This is a genomic window from Agrococcus sp. DT81.2 (assembly GCF_049844935.1).
In the GTDB taxonomy this organism is placed as follows: domain Bacteria; phylum Actinomycetota; class Actinomycetes; order Actinomycetales; family Microbacteriaceae; genus Agrococcus.
In genome coordinates this window covers 24413-40611 of sequence record NZ_JBNCLZ010000012.1, presented here as the reverse complement: position 1 = coordinate 40611, position 16199 = coordinate 24413, and the positions used below count along the sequence as shown (strand labels likewise).

33 protein-coding genes and 1 pseudogene are annotated in these 16199 nt (G+C 65.4%); 33 read left to right on the top strand and 1 reads right to left on the bottom strand.

From position 1 onward, the window contains the following. Nucleotides 1–361 precede the first annotated feature (361 nt). Entirely contained in the window at nucleotides 362–601 is a 240-nt protein-coding gene (locus ACLQ21_RS15680) for a helix-turn-helix domain-containing protein (protein ID WP_425664903.1), read from the bottom strand. A gap of 139 nt (nucleotides 602–740) precedes the next feature. On the opposite strand from ACLQ21_RS15680, the gene ACLQ21_RS15675 reads away from it, so the two are divergent. The 33 genes and pseudogenes from ACLQ21_RS15675 (at nucleotide 741) to ACLQ21_RS15515 (ending at nucleotide 16197) form a co-directional block, all read left to right on the top strand. Next, the gene (locus ACLQ21_RS15675; protein ID WP_425664902.1) at nucleotides 741–968 is read left to right on the top strand and encodes a helix-turn-helix domain-containing protein; all 228 of its coding nucleotides are present in this window, start codon (nucleotides 741–743) and stop codon (nucleotides 966–968) included. Beyond that, nucleotides 965–1174 carry a helix-turn-helix domain-containing protein gene (locus ACLQ21_RS15670; RefSeq protein ID WP_425664901.1) on the top strand — a complete coding sequence of 70 codons (210 nt, stop codon included), beginning with the start codon at nucleotides 965–967 and terminating at the stop codon, nucleotides 1172–1174. Before ACLQ21_RS15675 ends, ACLQ21_RS15670 begins: the two co-directional genes overlap by 4 nt. 64 nt (nucleotides 1175–1238) lie before the next feature. Continuing rightward, nucleotides 1239–1571, top strand: coding sequence for a hypothetical protein (locus tag ACLQ21_RS15665; RefSeq protein WP_425664900.1), 333 nt, complete (start codon nucleotides 1239–1241; stop codon nucleotides 1569–1571). Nucleotides 1572–1582: 11 nt separating this feature from the next. Beyond that, complete coding sequence (locus ACLQ21_RS15660; RefSeq protein WP_425664899.1) at nucleotides 1583–1726, top strand: hypothetical protein; 144 nt, start codon at nucleotides 1583–1585, stop codon at nucleotides 1724–1726. Then, a complete protein-coding gene (locus ACLQ21_RS15655; RefSeq protein WP_425664898.1) occupies nucleotides 1723–1884 on the top strand; it encodes a hypothetical protein in 162 nt (53 codons plus the stop codon). Before ACLQ21_RS15660 ends, ACLQ21_RS15655 begins: the two co-directional genes overlap by 4 nt. Nucleotides 1885–1993: 109 nt before the next feature. Then, complete coding sequence (locus ACLQ21_RS15650) at nucleotides 1994–2197, top strand: hypothetical protein (protein WP_425664897.1); 204 nt, start codon at nucleotides 1994–1996, stop codon at nucleotides 2195–2197. A 94-nt stretch (nucleotides 2198–2291) separates the two neighbouring features. Continuing rightward, nucleotides 2292–2546: a hypothetical protein gene (locus tag ACLQ21_RS15645; RefSeq protein ID WP_425664896.1), complete on the top strand. Its 255-nt coding sequence runs from the start codon at nucleotides 2292–2294 to the stop codon at nucleotides 2544–2546. After that, nucleotides 2543–2713 carry a hypothetical protein gene (locus ACLQ21_RS15640; protein WP_425664895.1) on the top strand — a complete coding sequence of 57 codons (171 nt, stop codon included), beginning with the start codon at nucleotides 2543–2545 and terminating at the stop codon, nucleotides 2711–2713. The genes ACLQ21_RS15645 and ACLQ21_RS15640 overlap by 4 nt, the downstream gene beginning before the upstream one ends. Beyond that, nucleotides 2710–3237, top strand: a complete 528-nt coding sequence (locus ACLQ21_RS15635; protein WP_425664894.1) for a hypothetical protein — start codon at nucleotides 2710–2712, stop codon at nucleotides 3235–3237. Before ACLQ21_RS15640 ends, ACLQ21_RS15635 begins: the two co-directional genes overlap by 4 nt. Beyond that, complete coding sequence (locus ACLQ21_RS15630) at nucleotides 3230–3439, top strand: hypothetical protein (RefSeq protein ID WP_425664893.1); 210 nt, start codon at nucleotides 3230–3232, stop codon at nucleotides 3437–3439. The genes ACLQ21_RS15635 and ACLQ21_RS15630 overlap by 8 nt, the downstream gene beginning before the upstream one ends. Then, the gene (locus ACLQ21_RS15625; RefSeq protein WP_425664892.1) at nucleotides 3436–3708 is read left to right on the top strand and encodes a hypothetical protein; all 273 of its coding nucleotides are present in this window, start codon (nucleotides 3436–3438) and stop codon (nucleotides 3706–3708) included. The genes ACLQ21_RS15630 and ACLQ21_RS15625 overlap by 4 nt, the downstream gene beginning before the upstream one ends. Continuing rightward, nucleotides 3705–4166, top strand: a complete 462-nt coding sequence (locus ACLQ21_RS15620) for a RusA family crossover junction endodeoxyribonuclease (protein WP_425664891.1) — start codon at nucleotides 3705–3707, stop codon at nucleotides 4164–4166. The genes ACLQ21_RS15625 and ACLQ21_RS15620 overlap by 4 nt, the downstream gene beginning before the upstream one ends. Further along, entirely contained in the window at nucleotides 4159–4290 is a 132-nt protein-coding gene (locus ACLQ21_RS15615; RefSeq protein WP_425664890.1) for a hypothetical protein, read from the top strand. The genes ACLQ21_RS15620 and ACLQ21_RS15615 overlap by 8 nt, the downstream gene beginning before the upstream one ends. Next, the gene (locus tag ACLQ21_RS15610; RefSeq protein WP_425664889.1) at nucleotides 4287–5102 is read left to right on the top strand and encodes a PD-(D/E)XK nuclease-like domain-containing protein; all 816 of its coding nucleotides are present in this window, start codon (nucleotides 4287–4289) and stop codon (nucleotides 5100–5102) included. The genes ACLQ21_RS15615 and ACLQ21_RS15610 overlap by 4 nt, the downstream gene beginning before the upstream one ends. Further along, nucleotides 5006–5254, top strand: a pseudogene (locus ACLQ21_RS15605) (NUMOD4 domain-containing protein); the annotation flags it as partial. The gene ACLQ21_RS15610 and the pseudogene ACLQ21_RS15605, both read left to right, overlap by 97 nt. A 3-nt stretch (nucleotides 5255–5257) precedes the next feature. Then, nucleotides 5258–5629, top strand: coding sequence for an HNH endonuclease signature motif containing protein (locus ACLQ21_RS15600; RefSeq protein ID WP_425664904.1), 372 nt, complete (start codon nucleotides 5258–5260; stop codon nucleotides 5627–5629). Next, on the top strand, nucleotides 5626–6285 hold the full coding sequence (locus ACLQ21_RS15595; protein WP_425664888.1) for a DNA-methyltransferase: 660 nt from the start codon (nucleotides 5626–5628) through the stop codon (nucleotides 6283–6285). Before ACLQ21_RS15600 ends, ACLQ21_RS15595 begins: the two co-directional genes overlap by 4 nt. Nucleotides 6286–6559: 274 nt before the next feature. After that, the gene (locus tag ACLQ21_RS15590) at nucleotides 6560–7105 is read left to right on the top strand and encodes a hypothetical protein (RefSeq protein ID WP_425664887.1); all 546 of its coding nucleotides are present in this window, start codon (nucleotides 6560–6562) and stop codon (nucleotides 7103–7105) included. A gap of 443 nt (nucleotides 7106–7548) precedes the next feature. Then, nucleotides 7549–7851 carry a hypothetical protein gene (locus tag ACLQ21_RS15585; RefSeq protein ID WP_425664886.1) on the top strand — a complete coding sequence of 101 codons (303 nt, stop codon included), beginning with the start codon at nucleotides 7549–7551 and terminating at the stop codon, nucleotides 7849–7851. Then, nucleotides 7851–8681: a hypothetical protein gene (locus ACLQ21_RS15580; RefSeq protein WP_425664885.1), complete on the top strand. Its 831-nt coding sequence runs from the start codon at nucleotides 7851–7853 to the stop codon at nucleotides 8679–8681. The genes ACLQ21_RS15585 and ACLQ21_RS15580 overlap by 1 nt, the downstream gene beginning before the upstream one ends. Next, nucleotides 8678–9028 carry a hypothetical protein gene (locus ACLQ21_RS15575; RefSeq protein ID WP_425664884.1) on the top strand — a complete coding sequence of 117 codons (351 nt, stop codon included), beginning with the start codon at nucleotides 8678–8680 and terminating at the stop codon, nucleotides 9026–9028. Before ACLQ21_RS15580 ends, ACLQ21_RS15575 begins: the two co-directional genes overlap by 4 nt. Further along, nucleotides 9025–9576, top strand: a complete 552-nt coding sequence (locus ACLQ21_RS15570) for a hypothetical protein (RefSeq protein ID WP_425664883.1) — start codon at nucleotides 9025–9027, stop codon at nucleotides 9574–9576. Before ACLQ21_RS15575 ends, ACLQ21_RS15570 begins: the two co-directional genes overlap by 4 nt. Then, a complete protein-coding gene (locus tag ACLQ21_RS15565; protein WP_425664882.1) occupies nucleotides 9573–9881 on the top strand; it encodes a hypothetical protein in 309 nt (102 codons plus the stop codon). Before ACLQ21_RS15570 ends, ACLQ21_RS15565 begins: the two co-directional genes overlap by 4 nt. Then, nucleotides 9878–10357: a single-stranded DNA-binding protein gene (ssb, locus tag ACLQ21_RS15560; RefSeq protein WP_425664881.1), complete on the top strand. Its 480-nt coding sequence runs from the start codon at nucleotides 9878–9880 to the stop codon at nucleotides 10355–10357. Before ACLQ21_RS15565 ends, ssb begins: the two co-directional genes overlap by 4 nt. Nucleotides 10358–10488: 131 nt before the next feature. Beyond that, nucleotides 10489–10767, top strand: a complete 279-nt coding sequence (locus ACLQ21_RS15555) for a hypothetical protein (RefSeq protein WP_425664880.1) — start codon at nucleotides 10489–10491, stop codon at nucleotides 10765–10767. Beyond that, nucleotides 10764–11414, top strand: coding sequence for a hypothetical protein (locus tag ACLQ21_RS15550; RefSeq protein WP_425664879.1), 651 nt, complete (start codon nucleotides 10764–10766; stop codon nucleotides 11412–11414). The genes ACLQ21_RS15555 and ACLQ21_RS15550 overlap by 4 nt, the downstream gene beginning before the upstream one ends. 347 nt (nucleotides 11415–11761) lie before the next feature. Continuing rightward, entirely contained in the window at nucleotides 11762–13036 is a 1275-nt protein-coding gene (locus tag ACLQ21_RS15545; RefSeq protein WP_425664878.1) for a hypothetical protein, read from the top strand. Between the two features lie 13 nt (nucleotides 13037–13049). Next, nucleotides 13050–13304 carry a hypothetical protein gene (locus ACLQ21_RS15540; RefSeq protein ID WP_425664877.1) on the top strand — a complete coding sequence of 85 codons (255 nt, stop codon included), beginning with the start codon at nucleotides 13050–13052 and terminating at the stop codon, nucleotides 13302–13304. 84 nt (nucleotides 13305–13388) lie between these two features. Continuing rightward, on the top strand, nucleotides 13389–13568 hold the full coding sequence (locus ACLQ21_RS15535) for a hypothetical protein (protein ID WP_425664876.1): 180 nt from the start codon (nucleotides 13389–13391) through the stop codon (nucleotides 13566–13568). A 169-nt stretch (nucleotides 13569–13737) separates the two neighbouring features. Further along, nucleotides 13738–14481, top strand: coding sequence for an HNH endonuclease (locus ACLQ21_RS15530; protein ID WP_425664875.1), 744 nt, complete (start codon nucleotides 13738–13740; stop codon nucleotides 14479–14481). A gap of 301 nt (nucleotides 14482–14782) precedes the next feature. Beyond that, nucleotides 14783–14944 carry a hypothetical protein gene (locus ACLQ21_RS15525; RefSeq protein WP_425664874.1) on the top strand — a complete coding sequence of 54 codons (162 nt, stop codon included), beginning with the start codon at nucleotides 14783–14785 and terminating at the stop codon, nucleotides 14942–14944. Between the two features lie 259 nt (nucleotides 14945–15203). Then, nucleotides 15204–15806, top strand: a complete 603-nt coding sequence (locus tag ACLQ21_RS15520) for a hypothetical protein (protein ID WP_425664873.1) — start codon at nucleotides 15204–15206, stop codon at nucleotides 15804–15806. A gap of 40 nt (nucleotides 15807–15846) precedes the next feature. Then, nucleotides 15847–16197 carry a hypothetical protein gene (locus tag ACLQ21_RS15515; RefSeq protein WP_425664872.1) on the top strand — a complete coding sequence of 117 codons (351 nt, stop codon included), beginning with the start codon at nucleotides 15847–15849 and terminating at the stop codon, nucleotides 16195–16197. Nucleotides 16198–16199 lie beyond the last annotated feature (2 nt).

Below are 16199 nucleotides of genomic sequence, written 5' to 3'. Positions count from 1 at the left end.
GGGTGAGTAACGGGACTTGAACCAGTGACTTCCAGTGTGACACATTGGGCCGTTTTCCGCTAGATGACGCGGAATATTAGCCCACCTGACCACTAGCGGTTACCCCTCGAAAGGGGCGCGACACGCCGCGAAATGTTGGCGCGCCAACACCAGATGACGCGGCGTTACCTGATCGACACCTGGGAGACGCCGCGCGCCGTCAGTGGCTACGACTACCGTTAGCGGACGTACCCCGACACAGAGGTGACCAACGATGGACGCAACGACGCAGTACGCACAGCCCGACACGCCCTCCGAAGACGGACAGGCTTATACGGTCACGCACGCGGCCCGCACCGCACATCTCTGCGGCATGCGACCCTCAGTGCTTCTGCGAGCCTTCCTCCGCGCGCTCGAAGATGACCGTAGGGGAAACGCCCAGCGCTGAGCACAACTCGAAGAACGCGGGGAGCGGGATCGCGCGCCTCGCGTTGAGGTAGTGCATCACCGCGGTCTTCGACAGCCCCGCAGACTCGGCCAGCTCAGCGAACGTGATCCGGGTGCGAGCGCGCTCCGCTCGAAGCTCTGCTGCGACCCTGGCCGCAAATCCCTCGGTTGCCATACGTGGACTTTAGCGCCGCTTTGACGACCCCAACCTAGGCGCGCGCTTCGGATTGGCCCCCTACCTCAGCGCCACCCCAAGATTGCGACACGCCGACGCAAACTTGCAGGGTCGCCAAATGGCGACCTATGGTCGTCACATGACTACCAACCACGACACCGTCGCAGGACGAGTCGTCGCCGCGATGACCGCAGGCGAGTGGTCGATCAAGGGAACAGCAGAAGCCGCGGGCATCCCCGCAACGACGTTCCGGCGCAAGATCGCCGGCCACGCCGACTTCACCGTCACCGAGATCGGCCGCATCGCCACCGCGCTCAACATCGCGCCCGCCGACCTACTGCCGACCCGCTTCAAGAGCGCAGCATGACCGCCCTCACCGCCGAGCAACTCGCCGAACACCTCGGCGTCACCGCCGAAACGATCCGCATCAAGGCCAACGCCGACGAGATCCCCGGCATGCGCATCGGACGCCTCTGGCGCTTCGACCTCGCCGAAGTCACGGCGGCACTCAAGCCGTCCACCGACTCGTGGGCACAGCCCGCGCAGTCCAAGCGCGCCAAGCGCAAGCACTAGAAGACAGATGCCCCTCCAAGCCGTTGCAGCGGCCGGAGGGGCGAGACAACTAGGAGAACACCCGATGTCCAACTTGATCGTATCCGACGCCCCTGTGGCGCGGAACACCGACCCGCTGACCTCCGTGTTGGCTGGCGAGAACCAGCCCGCCCGTGAGGCATCCGAGCGCGAAGTCCTCGCGATCCTCGCCCTCGGTGGCGGCGTCACCGACAGCACCATCTACCGCATCCACCTCACCCGCGCCGCGAACAAGGGCGGCATCCCCTTCACCGAGCAGCGCATCCGCACCGCACGCGCCCAGCTCGTCACGAAGCAGCACGTCGAGGCCGCTGGTGTCGTCCCCCACGGCTCCCCCACCGGACGCGCCGCAACCATGTGGAAGCTGGTGACGTCGTGAACGCGCACTCGATGTACGTCCTCCACTTCCCCAACATGGGCGGCTTCCAGTCGAAGTGCGCATGCGGCGAGTTCGAGTCCGACCCGCAGCCCACCCGGCCCGAAGCGATCCGCGAGCACACCGTTCACATCGCATCCATCGGGGTCTACGCATGAGCGCCATCTACGGCCCGAAGCGTCCGATGGGTGAGACGTACTCGCTCATCACCATCGACCGGGCAGGCATCTACTCCGCCACCACTGACGGCACCTCCGATGCTCTCGCCGGCATGCTCCGTGACATCGCGGACCAACTCGAGCAGGTGGCACGGTGAGCGCGTTGTGGGTCACGATCGCCGTCTTGGTCGGCAACGTGCTCTCGGTCGGTATCGCGTTCTGGGCTGGCCGCATGGCCGGCTACGAGGACTCCCTGTGTGGTCGGCGATGAGCCGCGGTGAGGCGCAGCGGGTCGCGTTCCCGGACGGCTACTCGACCGTCGACGTGATGGTCGAGGTTGAGCGTGCACTCGACGAGGCCGCTTCTGCCGCCTATGTGGACATGAAGCGCCGCGAGTACGAGGACGCGCAGGAGAACCACCTCCTCCACTACGGCTACGACCGCCCCGACCTGATGGGGGTCGACTCGTGAGCTCGTTCGCTGAGGAGTCCGCTGCCCGTTTCGATGCCGCGGTCGTCGAGATGGCCGCCCGGTTCGAAGCCGCATTCGACGACGAGGTATTCGCATGAGCATCGAGCCGGAAGCAGTCTTCGAGTTCGACTTCGGGGCGATGCGCTGGACCGCTGCCCTCACCGACTGGAACACGCGGACCGACGACTTCGAGTTCGAAACCGTCCACATCGTGCCCGACTCTCGGTTCGCCGAAGTCAAGCGCCTGTCCGGTGGCGGCTCGCAGTCCGAGGCGATCTTCGCTGACGACTGGCCCGCCTGGCTGGTCCGCGCGTACGACCGCGCCAAGCGTCAGGCGGGCATCAAGTGACTGGTTGGGAGGCGTGTGAGTACGCCGCCGACCTGCAACGCGAACACGACCGCGCTACCCGACTCAAGCAGCGACGCGAAACCCGATTCTGGCCGCCCATCGCGGTCCTCATCATCCTCGGCGGCTTCATGCTCGCCGGCCTCATCGAGAACGGATACATCCAATGAACACAGACACCAAATGGGAAGCCGCGCTCTTCTCCGACCTCAAGCCCGCCGACACGGTTCGCCTGACCCGCGAAGACGGCGACACCATCCACGCGCAGGTCTCCATGAACGGCTACGGGGTTGCCGCTTCGTTCGGGTACGTACCGTTCACCGCGTTCAGTGACACGGGCTACATCGTCGAGCGTGCCGTGCCTGAGCGGACGCTGCCGACCGAGCCCGGTGTCTACGCAAGTCAGACCGAGATCGACAGGGCGAGCGGGAACCTCGTCAACTGCGATATCTACGCCACCAGCCCTACCGGATGGCACGACCTGTGGGTCAACGGCGATGTACCCGACTCCGACGTGCCCGCCGATCTCGTCCGTCTCGTCCCGGTCACTGAGGTCGAGGAAGCCGAGAAGCGCGGCCGTGACGCTGGCATCCGCGAGGTGCACGAGCGTTACCGGAGCCTCGGCCACACCTGCACTGCCGTCGAGATCAGCAGCGCCTACCCCGACGTGTTCGAGGCGGTGCGCAATGTCTGACGCGCAGATTATCTACCTCCCGCGCCTCGACCTCCCCAAGCCCCCCAACACCAACCCCGCCTACTACATCGAAGGCGAAACTATCCGCGGACTCGCCTCCATCTACATGCAGACACCCAAGGGCGACTGGTGGCGCGGCGGCAGACCCGTCGCACGCAAAGACATCCCCACCGGACTACGCGAGCTGGGAGTGACCGAATGACCGCCATGCACCCGTTCACGGCAGCCACGATCGCCGCTAGGCAGTCCGCCCTCCACGTCCTCGCAGACGGTGGCCCCGTCGTCATCGACGTCGAGAAGCGCATCGGCACCCACCTGTCCGACAAGCAGTACGCCGACCTCAACGCCGCACTCGAAACCCTCCGCTGCGAGTTCCGCGACATCCACGCAGCCGACACCGCCGAAGCCATGCGCGTCCTCACCGACCACGCATACGAGGCACAAGAAGCAATCGAGGTGGACGCCAAGTGAGGTTCTTCGTCGCCGGCACCGCCGCACCCCAAGGATCCAAGCGCGGCTTCTCCCGCGCAGGCTCCACATCCGTCCAGATGGTCGAGTCCTCCAAGAACGTCAAGCCCTGGCGCGAAGACGTCCGACAAGGCGCACTCGCAGCCATGACCGAACACGACTGGACCGCGCCCGACGCAGTCCGACTAGGCCTCACCTTCTGGATGCCCCGCCCCAAGTCGCACCCCAAGACGCGACGCACTATCCCGAGCACACGCCCCGACCTCGACAAGTTGATCAGGGCGGTGGGCGATGCGCTCACCTCATCCGGCGCAGTACGCGACGACTCAACCATCGTCAAGATCTCCGCCTCCAAGGCATACATCCACCCCGACAACCTCCGCTGGGACGGCGAACCGCAGCTCCCCGGAGTCGACATTCACATCCAGACAGCCAACGACGGGGAGATGCCCGATGTGTGACCAGATCCCCGCCGACGAGTGCCCTGAGTGCTCGTACGTGCTGCCCGACGAATACGACTACGACGACGGCTACGAGCTCATCAACGACGACTTGTGGTACGCGGCAAAGGAAGGCCCCCTGTGAGCATCGAACTGATCTACGACGAGTTCCTGTACCACCAGCACCACGCGCTGTCCTCGACGCAGGCACGCCAGATCCTCGAGTCGCCGGCCCGCTACAAGTGGGCACTCACGCAGCCCGCACGCACGTCGGACGCGTTCGACATCGGGCACGCCGTACACGCGAAGGTGCTCGGCGTCGGCATGGCAACCACCGTCCTCGACTTCGACAACTACTTGACGAAGGCCGCGAAGGAAGCACGCGACCAGGCACGCGCAGACGGCACCACGCCACTGCTGCGGAAGGACGCTCTGCAGGTCGATGCGATGAGTGAGGCAGTCCTCGCACACCCCGAGGCACGCCGACTGTTCGAGCAGCCCGGCAACCCCGAGGCATCCGTGTTCGCCACGTGCGATGAAACGGCCATCGAGATGCGGGCACGGTTCGACTACCTGCCCGGGCTCGACACGGCCGACCCCATCGCCGTGGACCTGAAGACGACCGGCACCAAGGCGACCGCCCGCGAGTTCGGCAAGTCGATCAGCACGTACGGCTATCACATCCAGTCCGGCCACTACCTCGACGCGCTCCGCCTCGAGACGGCCCGCGACGACATCGGGTTCAGGTTCGTCGTCGTCGAGAAGGCGGCCCCCCACTTCGTCGCCGTCCACCAGCTCGACGACCTCTACAGCCACATCGGCATCGACTCCGCCCGCGACGCACGCCGCACCCTCCGCGAATGCCTCGACACCGACACCTGGCCCACCCGCCTCGAAGACATCCAATACATCGACGCGCCGAACTGGTTGATCGAGGACGTCGAGGTGAGCATCTAATGGCAACCGAACAGTGGCTCGCGGTTCCGGGCTACCCCAACCACGAGGTATCCAACCTCGGGCGCGTCCGCTCCATCGACCACCTCAACACGCGAGGACACCGCATCCCGGGCCGGATGCTACGTCTCTGGCAGAACAGCAACGGATGCCTGCGTGTGCGTGTGCAGTTCGAGGGCAAGAGCCGAGTCGTGCGCGTGCACCACCTCGTCCTCGAGGCATTCGTCGGCCCGCGCCCGGACGGGATGTTCGGCTGCCACTGGAACGACGACCCATACGACAACCGGCTCGAGAACCTGCGGTGGGCCACTCCTAGCGCGAACTCCCTCGACTCGGTGCGGAACCGCACGCATGCCGCCGCTACGCGCACCGCATGCCCGCGGGGCCACGAGTACACGCCCAGCAACACCTACGTCTACACGAACCGTGACGGACGCCAGACGAGGAGCTGCCGCGCGTGCAAGACAACTTCCTCGCGCGAGTGGGCTCGCCGCCGAAACCAAGCCAAGACCAGCGAGGGACAGCAGTGAGCATCTACTACCAGGACGAACTTGTGACGCTCTACCACGGCGACTGCCTCTCGGAGCACACGGAGTGGCTCGCGGCGGAGTCGCTCGTCACGGACCCACCGTATGGCATGGCCTACTCGTCGGGGTGGGTGAAGGGGCGACCCGAGCGCGCCATCGCTGGCGACGGTGACCTGCAGGCGCGAGACAAGGCGTTGGCGCTCTGGGGTAAGGACCGGCCTGCAATCGTCTTCGGGACGTGGCGGGTTGCGAAGCCAGCCGGTGTGCGACAGACGGGCATCTGGGACAAGGGTGACGATCCGGGCATGGGCGACCTGAGCCTGCCGTGGGGGTCATCGTTCGAGGAGTTCTACATCCTCGGTAGCGGGTTCGTTGGAAAGCGCGGAGGCGCAGTAATCCGCGCGAACAAGCCGCCCGTGAACACCCGCCCGGACCACCCGACGCCGAAGCCTGTCGGCCTCATGGAGAAGCTCATCGAGCACACCGTGGGAGTAGTGGCCGACCCGTTCGCGGGGTCAGGAGCGACGCTCCTCGCGGCACGGAACCTCGGCCGACCCGTGGTCGGCGTGGAAGTCGAAGAGGCGTACTGCGAACTGATCGCCAAGCGGCTCGCAAACACGCCGATGAGCCTGTTCGACCTCGCGGGAGATGTCGCATGACGTGTCCCGATAGCCACAAGCACGCTGACTCGACCACCTGCTACAAGCACCACGGCTGCAGGTGCATCGACTGCGTAGACGAGATGCGGTTCCGCTGGAACGACAGCTACGCCGCCGCACACGGGCACAAGGCCGAACCCCTGCCCTGCGGCACCACAGCCGCCGCGAAACGCCACTACAGGGCCAGAGAGCGCGTCTGCGAGTCGTGCCGACAAGCCGAAGCCCGCGCATGGCAAGACCGCATCCGCACACGAACTCAGAAAGCAGCATGAACATGGACATCAGCAACACCACCGCCCCCAAGTCGGACCAGCAGAATTTCGACGATTACATCTCGGGCCCGAAGACCGTCAGTGTCTCCGAGGTTCGCGCCGGTACCGCCGAGCAGCCCGTCGAGATCCACCTGCACGAGTTCCCCGGACGCCCGTTCAAGCCGTCGAAGACCGCACGCCGCGTCCTGGTGGCCGCATGGGGCTCTGACGCGTCCGAGTACGTCGGCCGGCGCATGACCCTCTACGGCGACCCGACCGTCCGATTCGGTGGAGCCGTCGTGGGTGGGATCCGCATCTCGCACCTCTCGCACCTCGACAAGCCCCTCACCCTCAGCCTCACAACCACCCGAGGCAAGCGCGCACCCGTCACGATCCAGCCGCTCCCTGACGTCGACCCCGCCATCACCCGCCACCTCGACGCCATCGCCAACGCGGACAGCATGGACGCGCTCAAGACCGCATGGGAGAACGCGGGCAGCAACGACCCACGCATCCTCGCAGCCACCAACGCGAAGAAGGCCGAGCTCACGAAGGCGGCCGGCCAGTGAGCGCCGCCTACTGCCCCCGCTGCGGCATCGACTCCATCCGCAACAACATCTGCACCGACCCCGCCTGCGCATACCCGGAAGTGAGGCGCGCATGACTACGCGCGCTGATCTCGAGCGTGCAATCGACATCGCCCAGTCGAGCCATGTTGACCGCGGCTACGGCTGGGAGCGGATCACGTCGTATGGCCGGCGACACGTACACGTCATGCCCATGTTCGGGACCACGCCGGTACGCGTCCCATACGCGGCGATCGTCAGGGCCGCACTCATCACGCCATTCGAAGTGGAGGAGTACGAGTGAACAGGTTATCCACCGCGTATTCCACAACGAAGATGAGCGATGCTCAGCGAATTGCGGTAGAATTGGAACGGCCCCGAGGAGTGCGTCAACACTCAACTCGGAGCCTGACCAAAGCCACATCCGTACTAGGGAGAATGTGAAATTGGCTACCGACATCATAACGCAGACCGACACAGAGGCGGTAGACGCGCAGCCGCACGGCTGCTACGTCGGCCCCGGTATCTCAATCTGCTACGGCCCACGCATGGTCGAAGTGAAGAACGAGAAGGATGGCGACGACCGCTGGTGCTTCAGGTGCCGCAAGGTCCGCGAGTTCCGGTTCATCATCACCAGCCCAATCGAGCGCAGCTACTACGGGCCGTCCGCAAACGTCCAGTGCGGCACCTGCAACGCGAGCGACGGCGACCTGTTCCCCGGCAGATACCGAATGTGGGGAGAGGACTGATGCGCCCCCGCAAGGACACTCGCCTATTCGCGCGACTCGACCTCGACTACGCCGACCACCCCAAGATCGCCGGCCTCTCAGACGGAGCGTTCCGCGCTCACGTCGAGATGATCCTCTACTCGCGCAAGTACCTCACGGACGGGCGGATCGCTAAGCGAGTCGCTAACCGACTGGGTTCCGAGTGGGTTAGCGAGTTGCTGAGCAACGACGCAGAGAACCCGTCGCTCATCGAACTCCCGGACGGCGACTACCTGCTGCACGGTTACGCCGACATGCAGGAGACGAAGGCCGAAGTTGCTGACCGTTCCGCGAAGAATCGGGCGAACGGGCTCAAGGGTGGACGCAAACCGCTAACCGAGTCGGTAACCCAGTCGGTTAGCGAAACCGAAGCCACTCGTGTTGCAGAGACAGAGACAGAGACAGAGACAGAGACAACAACACCTAACGGTGTTGTATCCGTCGAAATCGACACCGTCGCCATCGCATTCGAATCCGCATGGTCGCACTGGCCGAAGAAGGACAAGAAGAAGCCCGCCCTCGCGAAGTTCCGGGCAGCAGTCAAGAAGCGCGGACTCGACCAGCTCACCGCCGACGTCATCCGCTACGGGGACGCCTACGCAGCGGCTGGCACAGAGACGCGGTTCATCCCCGGTCTCGAGACGTGGATCAACCAGGAGCGGTGGACGGACCCACTGCCGCAACCGGTCACGGCACAGTCCACCGGCCACGAACGCGCCGCTGCCAGGCAGGCCGCGAACATGGCCGTCGTCGAACACTTCCGCAACCTCGAAGCCGCCCACACCGACACCATCTGGGAGATCGAAGCATGAACCAGGCAGAAGCGTCACAGCTCCTCACGATCGCCGCCACGCTCGACAACCGGGCAGTGACGACCGAAGCGGTGCAGGTGTGGGCGGGACTCCTCGACGACATCGACTACGTGGATGCGGTTGCGGCTCTCAAGGCTCACTACCGGGAGTCGACGAAGTGGATGATGCCCGCGAACGTCCGCGAGCGTGTGGCGGCGGCGCAGTCCGAGGCGCGCAAGGCACCGTGGAAGGATCTCGCGGCACGCAGGCAGGCGCTCCTCGACGCGGGCATCGACTACCTGGCCGTTGAGGCTGGCGACCCGGCAGCGATCGAAGCGGCCGCACGTCTCGGGAAGGCCGCGGCATGAGGCTCGCGTATGCAGACCCGCCCTACTACGGCCACGGGAACCTCTACAACGACACAGCCGCCGCCGCGACCCGTGAGTACGACGACATCGAAGCATGGGAGCGGCTGTTCACGACGCTCGACGGCTACGACGGATGGGCGCTGTCCATGACGTCCGGGAACCTGCACGACATCCTCCCCCTCGCCCCCCGTAACGCCCGCATCGCCTCATGGGTCAAGCCGTTCGCAGCGTTCAAGCGGAACGTGCGGATCGCCTACACCTGGGAACCCGTGCTGTTCGTCCCCGGACGCGACAGGTCAACCGAGGGCGCACCAGTCGGCCGCGATCACCTCGCCGAGTCGATCACCATGCGGAAGGGACTGACCGGGGCTAAGCCCGAACGGTTCTGCGGCTGGGTGCTCGACCTCATGGGCTGGACGGCCGGCGACGACGTAGACGACCTGTTCCCTGGAACCGGCGTCATGGGCGGGGTAGTGCGTCGGCGTGAGCAGGTAGCAGCTGAGCAAACCGCCCAGAGCCCGCTGTTCGACGTGGAGGTCCCGGCATGACCCGGCTGCAGACGCCGGCCCGCACAGGCTGGGACGGACCCGACGACACCTGGCGCGAATCGGACATCGGCTTCGAACTGTTCCTCAAGTCGTTCGACCAGGACGACAAGCAGCGACTCCTAGCCGAGACGCGCGTCTACAAGGAGTCCAGCGAGACGCCCGCACGCCGCCTCACCGCCAAAACCATCCAAGACGCACTACTCCACCCAACCCCGCGCCGGATCAAGACCCTGCGCGCCTACACCGACCGCGAGCTGGCAGACGCACTCGCATCAATCAACCACTACGAGGAGAACCACGCATGACCGCAACCATCACCGTCTCTGGCGGCATCACCAACACCCCCGAGATCAAGCAGGTCGGCAACGGCACGCTCGCATCGTTCACCGTCGCATCCACCGAGCGTTACAAGAAGGACGATGTTTGGGTCGACGGGAAGAAGCTTTGGCTCCGCTGCAGCGCGTGGCGCGACGTTGCTGCTGGCATCCAGGGGTCGCTGTCGTCGCTCGAGAAGGGCACGCAGGTGACCGTCACTGGCAAGCTCTACACCCGCGAGTGGGAGCAGGACGGGCAGAAGCGGTCGTCGACCGAGCTCGAGGTGACCGACTTCGCGGTGTCCGTCAAGCGGGCGACCGTGCAGGTGACGAAGACGAGCGGTAACAGCGCCGGCCCGTCGCAGCAGTACGCCGCACCCGCCCAGCAGCAGTCGTTCCAGCCCCCGCAGCAGGACGTGTGGGGCGCACCCGGCCAGGCATACCCCGACTCTGAGCTTCCCTTCTAGGCGATGACCGCTCAGTCGGAGTCTGCGCAGGACGAGGCGCAGCAGTACGCGGAACAGGCCGAGGAGAAGGATGCGCTCGCGGACCTGCAACGCCGCTACGGGAACGGACCAACACGACGAGGAGGGACCGCATGAGCGTGCGAGACGAGATCGCCGAGGAGGTTGAGCGGAAGCTCGATGCCGAAACCCACGACGACCTGTGCGCGTGCGTGTCCACCCCGTGCGTCACGTACGGGACGCGCATCCCGTGGACGCACTCGGACGTGCACCAGATCGTGACCGAGGCATACGACGCGATCCTTGCCCGGTTCCCGTACATGTCCGCTGACCGGTCCCTGTACGACTACGCGGACAGCCTCCGCACACAACTGAACGCCGCCAACAAGAAGCTCGAGAAGGAGACATCGTGACTGCTCTCGTTGATGCGTGCCAGGCGCTCACTGAACCGTGGGCGGAGATCCTGCCACCAGACGACGACCGCCAGGGTTATCAGGTCATCGAGCACAAGCCGCGGATCCTGATGCTCGCGGACATGATCGGGTCCAACAGTGGACGCAGCACGGCCGGCGGATCCCTCGCAGCGGAACGGAACCTCATCAACTCCGCCGCATTTGACCTGTGGCAGAAGATCGACTCGCAGGCGAAGGAGGCTCTCAACCTCATGGGGCGCAACCCTCACCGCGAGCTGATCGACACGTTGCGACTCGTCGGCATCGAGGGAGACGCGCTCAGGGCCACGAACGCGATGACCGAGATCGCGCACTCCCGACTGACAGGCCGAGTCGAGAAGTGGCGGGCCGACATCGAACTGCTCCTCGACCCGCCCACCAAGAAGGAGATCATCGGCGCATGCCCCGGCTGCGGGGAGTCGCGCGTCTACACGCCAGAAGGGGAGATGCACGCGCTCATCGCCTACTACTGGCCGGGTAAGGATCTCGCCGCAGACTGCCACGCGTGCGGGGAGCGATGGCAGGGCGTCGATCTGCTGAGGGCGCTCGGCAGTCACCTTGGGGCGGAGGCTGACTACGTCGAGTTGAGGGCGCTCGGAGTGGGTTAGCGACCACCTCGCGACACGCTGGAAGAATCTTCGGCAAGATGTTGAGGATTCCTCAAATCCGTGTTACCCTGAAGTACGCGATAGAAGTGTCTCTACTTCCAGAAGGCCCCGGTCAAGACGACGGGGCCTTCCGCGTTCCACGACTTCCCCGGCTTGCGTGCTCCACAACACACCAACAGCCAGCACGGCAACTGTCCGGGGAACAAGCATTGGCCTCCTGTCTCTGACGGTCGAGGTCGACCGGCTGGCACCCGGTAACCAACTGCCCCCTAATCGTGTGCGGCTCGACCCGCCGGCCCGTTGGTCGAGCCGCACACCCCTTTTCCTTGGCCGGAAGGACAGCCCGCATGACCATGCAAGCCGAAGACCTCGCACGCAACGACCGATTCAAAGCAGACGTGGTCGCCGGCCTCACCACGGGATACCTCGCAGCGAAGTACGCGACCGGCGAGACGCGCGCGAAGGTCGCAGCCCGGCTCGTCAGGTTCGCGCTCGAAGCTCACGTCCCCACCGTCACGACCACCACCGAGGAAGCATCGGACGGCACCCGCACAGTCGAAGCCATCCGCGACCGTCCCGTCACCCTCGCCGACGCGCGTGCATGGATACAGGCATCCGGCGACGACCCCGACGACTACAAGCTTTCCATCCGCGCCATCGCCTACGGGCAAGACATGTTCTCCAACCGCATGTCCGCCACACCCATCCCCGGCGCACGCAAGCTCGAGAACCCCATCACACCCGCCGACATTCAGCGGCTCTCGTCGATGCTCTGGGACACGCCCGCACAGGCGCACCCCGTCACGACCAGCACGCCCGTCGCAGCGATCCTCAACCTCTCGGACATCCAGTACGGCAAGGGATCGCCCGAGGCCACGCTCAAGCGCATCCGCAACGGTGTCGCCAAGTTCATCGCCTACGTCGCACGTCAGCGTGCAGCAGGCGTCAACATCGACGAGATCGTCGTCGTCAACAACGGCGACCCGTTCGAAGGCATCGCAGGGAACTACGCCAACCAGACGGCCACCGTCATGCGTGGCGGACTGCGCGCGCAGATGAAGGGCGTCCTCGAACTGTGGACATGGGTAGCGGGCCAAGTGTTCCCGCTCGCACCCAAGGGCCAGTTCGTGACCGTCCTCTGCAACCACACCCAGTTCGGCCGTCAGGGTGGCGCTAAGGACTCCATCACCTCCGACAGCGACAACGGGTCAGCGTTCCTCGCCGAAGCGTTGCAGATGATCGTCGCCGACAAGCTCCCCCACGTCACCTTCACCATCCCCCACGACGAATTCAATGTCTACGCGGATGTCGCCGGCGTCAAGGTCGGGTTCAACCACGGGCACAAGATCCCCGGTAGCGGCGAAGTGTCGTTCGTCAAGTGGCTCGGCGGTCAAGTCCGCTACGACCCCCGCGCCTACGAGGCAAAGGTGTGGGTCACAGCTCACCGCCATCACTACGCGGCATATGACGTCGGCTCAGCCTTCGTCTACCAGTGCCCGTCCTGCGACGACGGATCGAAGTGGCTCACAGACACGACCGGCATCCACGCCCGGTCGGGCCTCTTGGCATTCCTCATCGGGAACCACGACCCGCTGCACACGTCAGACGCGGTGTTCCTCTAGCGAAGGGCCGGCTATGCGTGACCAAGCGGACGACCTCGACGACGCCATCAACGACGTCTTCAAGAAGCACAACGCCGACGCCTGGGTCACCGAATGGGTACTCGTCGCCACCACACGCACACCCGACGACCAACCCGGCACCAGCGGATACGTAACCCTCAACCGCACCGGCATGCTCCACCACCACATCCGCGGCCTACTCGACACCGCAGACGCATCCACCGCACTCGACCTGCTCGCCGATTACGACGACGAGCTTGACGACTGACACGTACGCGCGCTGGCGATGCGACTACTGCGGCACACTCTGCGCCGTCCCATCACTCGCCCGCGAACACTGCAAGGAGTAGCCATGAGCGGCATCGGCAACAAGATCAGCCTTCGCGACGAGCTCGCCAAGATCCGCGAGCGAGCAGAACGCCACAGCCCAGCCGAGAAGGCACAGGCCGCGATGATGGCGCACCGGCTCCGAGCATTCAGCACCAAGCCCGAAGACGTCGCCGCCGTTCGCTCGCGCGACTACTGGGAGTGACCATGTGTGACGTCGACCTCGAGACATGTCCGCACGGCTGCGACTGCTGCGCACAACGAGGCAACAACTAGCCAAGCAAGACCGCTCGTCCTGTCGGGGACGAGTGCCCTCGGACGGACTGATCCCCGTCGCGGAGGGCTTTTCGTATGCCCACCGACAGGGGAACCACATGCACACGTGTACCGAATGTGGCCACGAGTTCACGCCCAAGCACCGCAGCCGCAAGGTCTGCAGCGACACCTGCTACAAAGCACGCGACATCCGCCGCTCACGCGAAACATACGCGCGCACCCGAGAGCAGCGCCTCGCAACATGGCGAGCCAAGTCCCTCGAGGAGCGCAAGCAGCGCCCACCCGTGACCTGCGGACGATGCGCCTCCACCTTCTGCTACATCGGCGTCGGCGCGATCAAGAAGTTCTGCGACCCGTGCGCACGCGAACGCCAGCGCGAGCTGAACAGAGGCCACCGCTTCACCAAGAAGCCCGCGCCCTGCAAGCACGCCGGATGCGACCGCTCGGTCAACTCCCGCGGCATGTGCGCCATGCACTACCGCCAGTGGATGAAGGCCAACGGGCTCTGGAAGCCAGCGCCATCAGACGGATGGACCGACGCGCGCAAGGCACAGCACGCGCGACGCAAGGCACTCAAGCGCGGCGCGGCCGGAGCAGTCACCTTCAAGCGCGAAGACATCTTCAAGCGCGACGGCCACATGTGCATGCTGTGCTGGTGCCCGCTCGACATGGAAGCGACCTACCCGGATCCGAAGTCGCCGACCATCGACCACATCGTCCCGCTCGCCAAGGGCGGATCGCACACGCCTGAGAACGTCCAAGCGGCTTGCGCACGATGCAACGTACGCAAGTCCGACCGGCTCGACTGGTCACTCGCGGACGTGCTCACTGGTGCCGCCTGATGGCATGGCACACCAGTGACAGGCGCGACCGGCTACCCGATGACTGGTACAAGCTCCGAGCGCAAACCAAGAAGCGCGCAGCAGGCAAGTGTGAAGCGCCAGTGCACCACATCAAGTGCGACGGCATCGGGACAGACGCCGACCACATCAGGCCAGGCGACGACCACCGGCTCACCAACCTCCAGTGGCTATCTGGCCCATGCCACCGCGCCAAGACCGCACGCGAGTCAGCCCAACGCAACACCGACAAGGCGCGACTCAGACTCCGCCCACCCGAGACACACCCCGGAAGGATCCAGCCATGAGCAAGATCACCTTCACCCGCAACGCCGGCAGCCACAAGCAGGGCGACACCACCGACGTCAGCCAGTCCATCGCGGACCGGCTCATCGAAGCGGGAGTCGCCGAGCCCGTCAAGGCACCGACCAAGCGTGCCCCGAAGAGTGGCGGCGACGAGGGCTGACCGACCCCCTGGGGTCACCTCCCCCTCCCCGGCCGGTATGCCGCTGGGCATAGCAGTTCCGGATCAGCGTGCGACCGAGCTGTGTTTTTTGGAGGGTGCTGGGAGCCTCTGGGCGGCCCCCTGGGCGCGTTTCGGAGCGTCGGTGGGCTCGCCCTACTGGCCCCGGATTCCGGCCCTCCTGCGGGAACCCACTCTTAGCCGATCGCGCTGATTCCGCTGGCTTGCTGGCTTTATCCGTAACACCCGCTAGACTGGTCGCATGAGCGATCGTCGATGCGAGCAGTGTGGAGCGGGCCTGTCGCTGGCTCGTGCTGGCGCGCGGTTCTGCACGACGGCTTGCCGCGTGTACTGGCATCGTGCGCAGAAGCGTGTCGGCCTGCCGCTCGAGATGACGACCCGCGACCGCTGGATGCGGTGGGTGCTCGTCAACCGAGGCAAGAAGCCGACGAAGCGCCCGGTCACTTGCGCCGGCCGGTCCGCTTCCTCGACCAATCCGGCGACCTGGACTTCCTACGGTGAGGCTTTGGCCTCTCCGGTCGGGCTGGGCCTCGGCTTCGCTCTTGGTGAGGGCATCGGCTGCATCGACCTTGATGGCTGCATCCGTCCAGATGGGAGCCTCGAGGCGTGGGCTGAGCCGGTTGTCGCGGCTGCTGCTGGCACCTTCATGGAGGTGTCGCAGTCGGGTACTGGGATTCACATCTTCGGTCTGCTCGAGGAAGCGCCTGGCCGGAACCTGCGGTCGGTCGGTACGACGGTGGAGGTTTACTCGGCCGGTCGTTACATCGCGGTCACGGGCAAGCGGTTCCGTGGCGCACCTGCTCGGCTCGCTGACATCTCTGGCGTCGTCGCTTCGCTTACTTAGTCGCCCCTGGTGGGCGCGCTGCGTCCCAGGAGGACACCCGATGGCTAAGTCAACTGTCCCGTCCGGTCTCGGTGAGGCTGGCGCGCGCCTTTGGTCGCAGACGGTCGAGTCGTACACGCTTCGCGCGGACGAGCTTGAGGTTCTTCGCGCGGCGTGTGCTGAGGCTGATCTGATCGTTCGGCTTGAGGATGCGCTCGCTGGTGAGCCGTTGACGACGTCGGGGTCGATGGGTCAGATTGTGGCGCATCCGCTGATTTCCGAGCTTCGGCAGCACCGTTCGACGCTCGCGTCGCTGGTGCGTGGCTTGAAGCTTCCGGACGAGTCGGGTGGCGAGGCGAACCAGCAGCGGGAGGCGGCGCAGACTCGCTGGGCGGCCGCTTACGGTAAGTAGCG

Bases quoted from the DNA above. Each gene is read 5' to 3' on its own strand.
- ssb (WP_425664881.1), top strand. From the start codon at position 9,878: ATGACCGCAACCATCACCGTCTCTGGCGGCATCACCAACACCCCCGAG.
- ACLQ21_RS15625 (WP_425664892.1), top strand. From the start codon at position 3,436: ATGACCGCCATGCACCCGTTCACGGCAGCCACGATCGCCGCTAGGCAG.
- ACLQ21_RS15520 (WP_425664873.1), top strand. From the start codon at position 15,204: ATGAGCGATCGTCGATGCGAGCAGTGTGGAGCGGGCCTGTCGCTGGCT.
- ACLQ21_RS15580 (WP_425664885.1), top strand. From the start codon at position 7,851: ATGCGCCCCCGCAAGGACACTCGCCTATTCGCGCGACTCGACCTCGAC.
- ACLQ21_RS15525 (WP_425664874.1), top strand. From the start codon at position 14,783: ATGAGCAAGATCACCTTCACCCGCAACGCCGGCAGCCACAAGCAGGGC.
- ACLQ21_RS15645 (WP_425664896.1), top strand. From the start codon at position 2,292: ATGAGCATCGAGCCGGAAGCAGTCTTCGAGTTCGACTTCGGGGCGATG.
- ACLQ21_RS15680 (WP_425664903.1), bottom strand. From the start codon at position 601: ATGGCAACCGAGGGATTTGCGGCCAGGGTCGCAGCAGAGCTTCGAGCG.
- ACLQ21_RS15555 (WP_425664880.1), top strand. From the start codon at position 10,489: ATGAGCGTGCGAGACGAGATCGCCGAGGAGGTTGAGCGGAAGCTCGAT.
- ACLQ21_RS15615 (WP_425664890.1), top strand. From the start codon at position 4,159: ATGTGTGACCAGATCCCCGCCGACGAGTGCCCTGAGTGCTCGTACGTG.
- ACLQ21_RS15655 (WP_425664898.1), top strand. From the start codon at position 1,723: ATGAGCGCCATCTACGGCCCGAAGCGTCCGATGGGTGAGACGTACTCG.
- ACLQ21_RS15675 (WP_425664902.1), top strand. From the start codon at position 741: ATGACTACCAACCACGACACCGTCGCAGGACGAGTCGTCGCCGCGATG.
- ACLQ21_RS15545 (WP_425664878.1), top strand. From the start codon at position 11,762: ATGACCATGCAAGCCGAAGACCTCGCACGCAACGACCGATTCAAAGCA.
- ACLQ21_RS15515 (WP_425664872.1), top strand. From the start codon at position 15,847: ATGGCTAAGTCAACTGTCCCGTCCGGTCTCGGTGAGGCTGGCGCGCGC.
- ACLQ21_RS15540 (WP_425664877.1), top strand. From the start codon at position 13,050: ATGCGTGACCAAGCGGACGACCTCGACGACGCCATCAACGACGTCTTC.
- ACLQ21_RS15665 (WP_425664900.1), top strand. From the start codon at position 1,239: ATGTCCAACTTGATCGTATCCGACGCCCCTGTGGCGCGGAACACCGAC.
- ACLQ21_RS15530 (WP_425664875.1), top strand. From the start codon at position 13,738: ATGCACACGTGTACCGAATGTGGCCACGAGTTCACGCCCAAGCACCGC.
- ACLQ21_RS15670 (WP_425664901.1), top strand. From the start codon at position 965: ATGACCGCCCTCACCGCCGAGCAACTCGCCGAACACCTCGGCGTCACC.
- ACLQ21_RS15650 (WP_425664897.1), top strand. From the start codon at position 1,994: ATGAGCCGCGGTGAGGCGCAGCGGGTCGCGTTCCCGGACGGCTACTCG.
- ACLQ21_RS15660 (WP_425664899.1), top strand. From the start codon at position 1,583: ATGTACGTCCTCCACTTCCCCAACATGGGCGGCTTCCAGTCGAAGTGC.
- ACLQ21_RS15590 (WP_425664887.1), top strand. From the start codon at position 6,560: ATGGACATCAGCAACACCACCGCCCCCAAGTCGGACCAGCAGAATTTC.
- ACLQ21_RS15570 (WP_425664883.1), top strand. From the start codon at position 9,025: ATGAGGCTCGCGTATGCAGACCCGCCCTACTACGGCCACGGGAACCTC.
- ACLQ21_RS15565 (WP_425664882.1), top strand. From the start codon at position 9,573: ATGACCCGGCTGCAGACGCCGGCCCGCACAGGCTGGGACGGACCCGAC.
- ACLQ21_RS15630 (WP_425664893.1), top strand. From the start codon at position 3,230: ATGTCTGACGCGCAGATTATCTACCTCCCGCGCCTCGACCTCCCCAAG.
- ACLQ21_RS15535 (WP_425664876.1), top strand. From the start codon at position 13,389: ATGAGCGGCATCGGCAACAAGATCAGCCTTCGCGACGAGCTCGCCAAG.
- ACLQ21_RS15575 (WP_425664884.1), top strand. From the start codon at position 8,678: ATGAACCAGGCAGAAGCGTCACAGCTCCTCACGATCGCCGCCACGCTC.
- ACLQ21_RS15635 (WP_425664894.1), top strand. From the start codon at position 2,710: ATGAACACAGACACCAAATGGGAAGCCGCGCTCTTCTCCGACCTCAAG.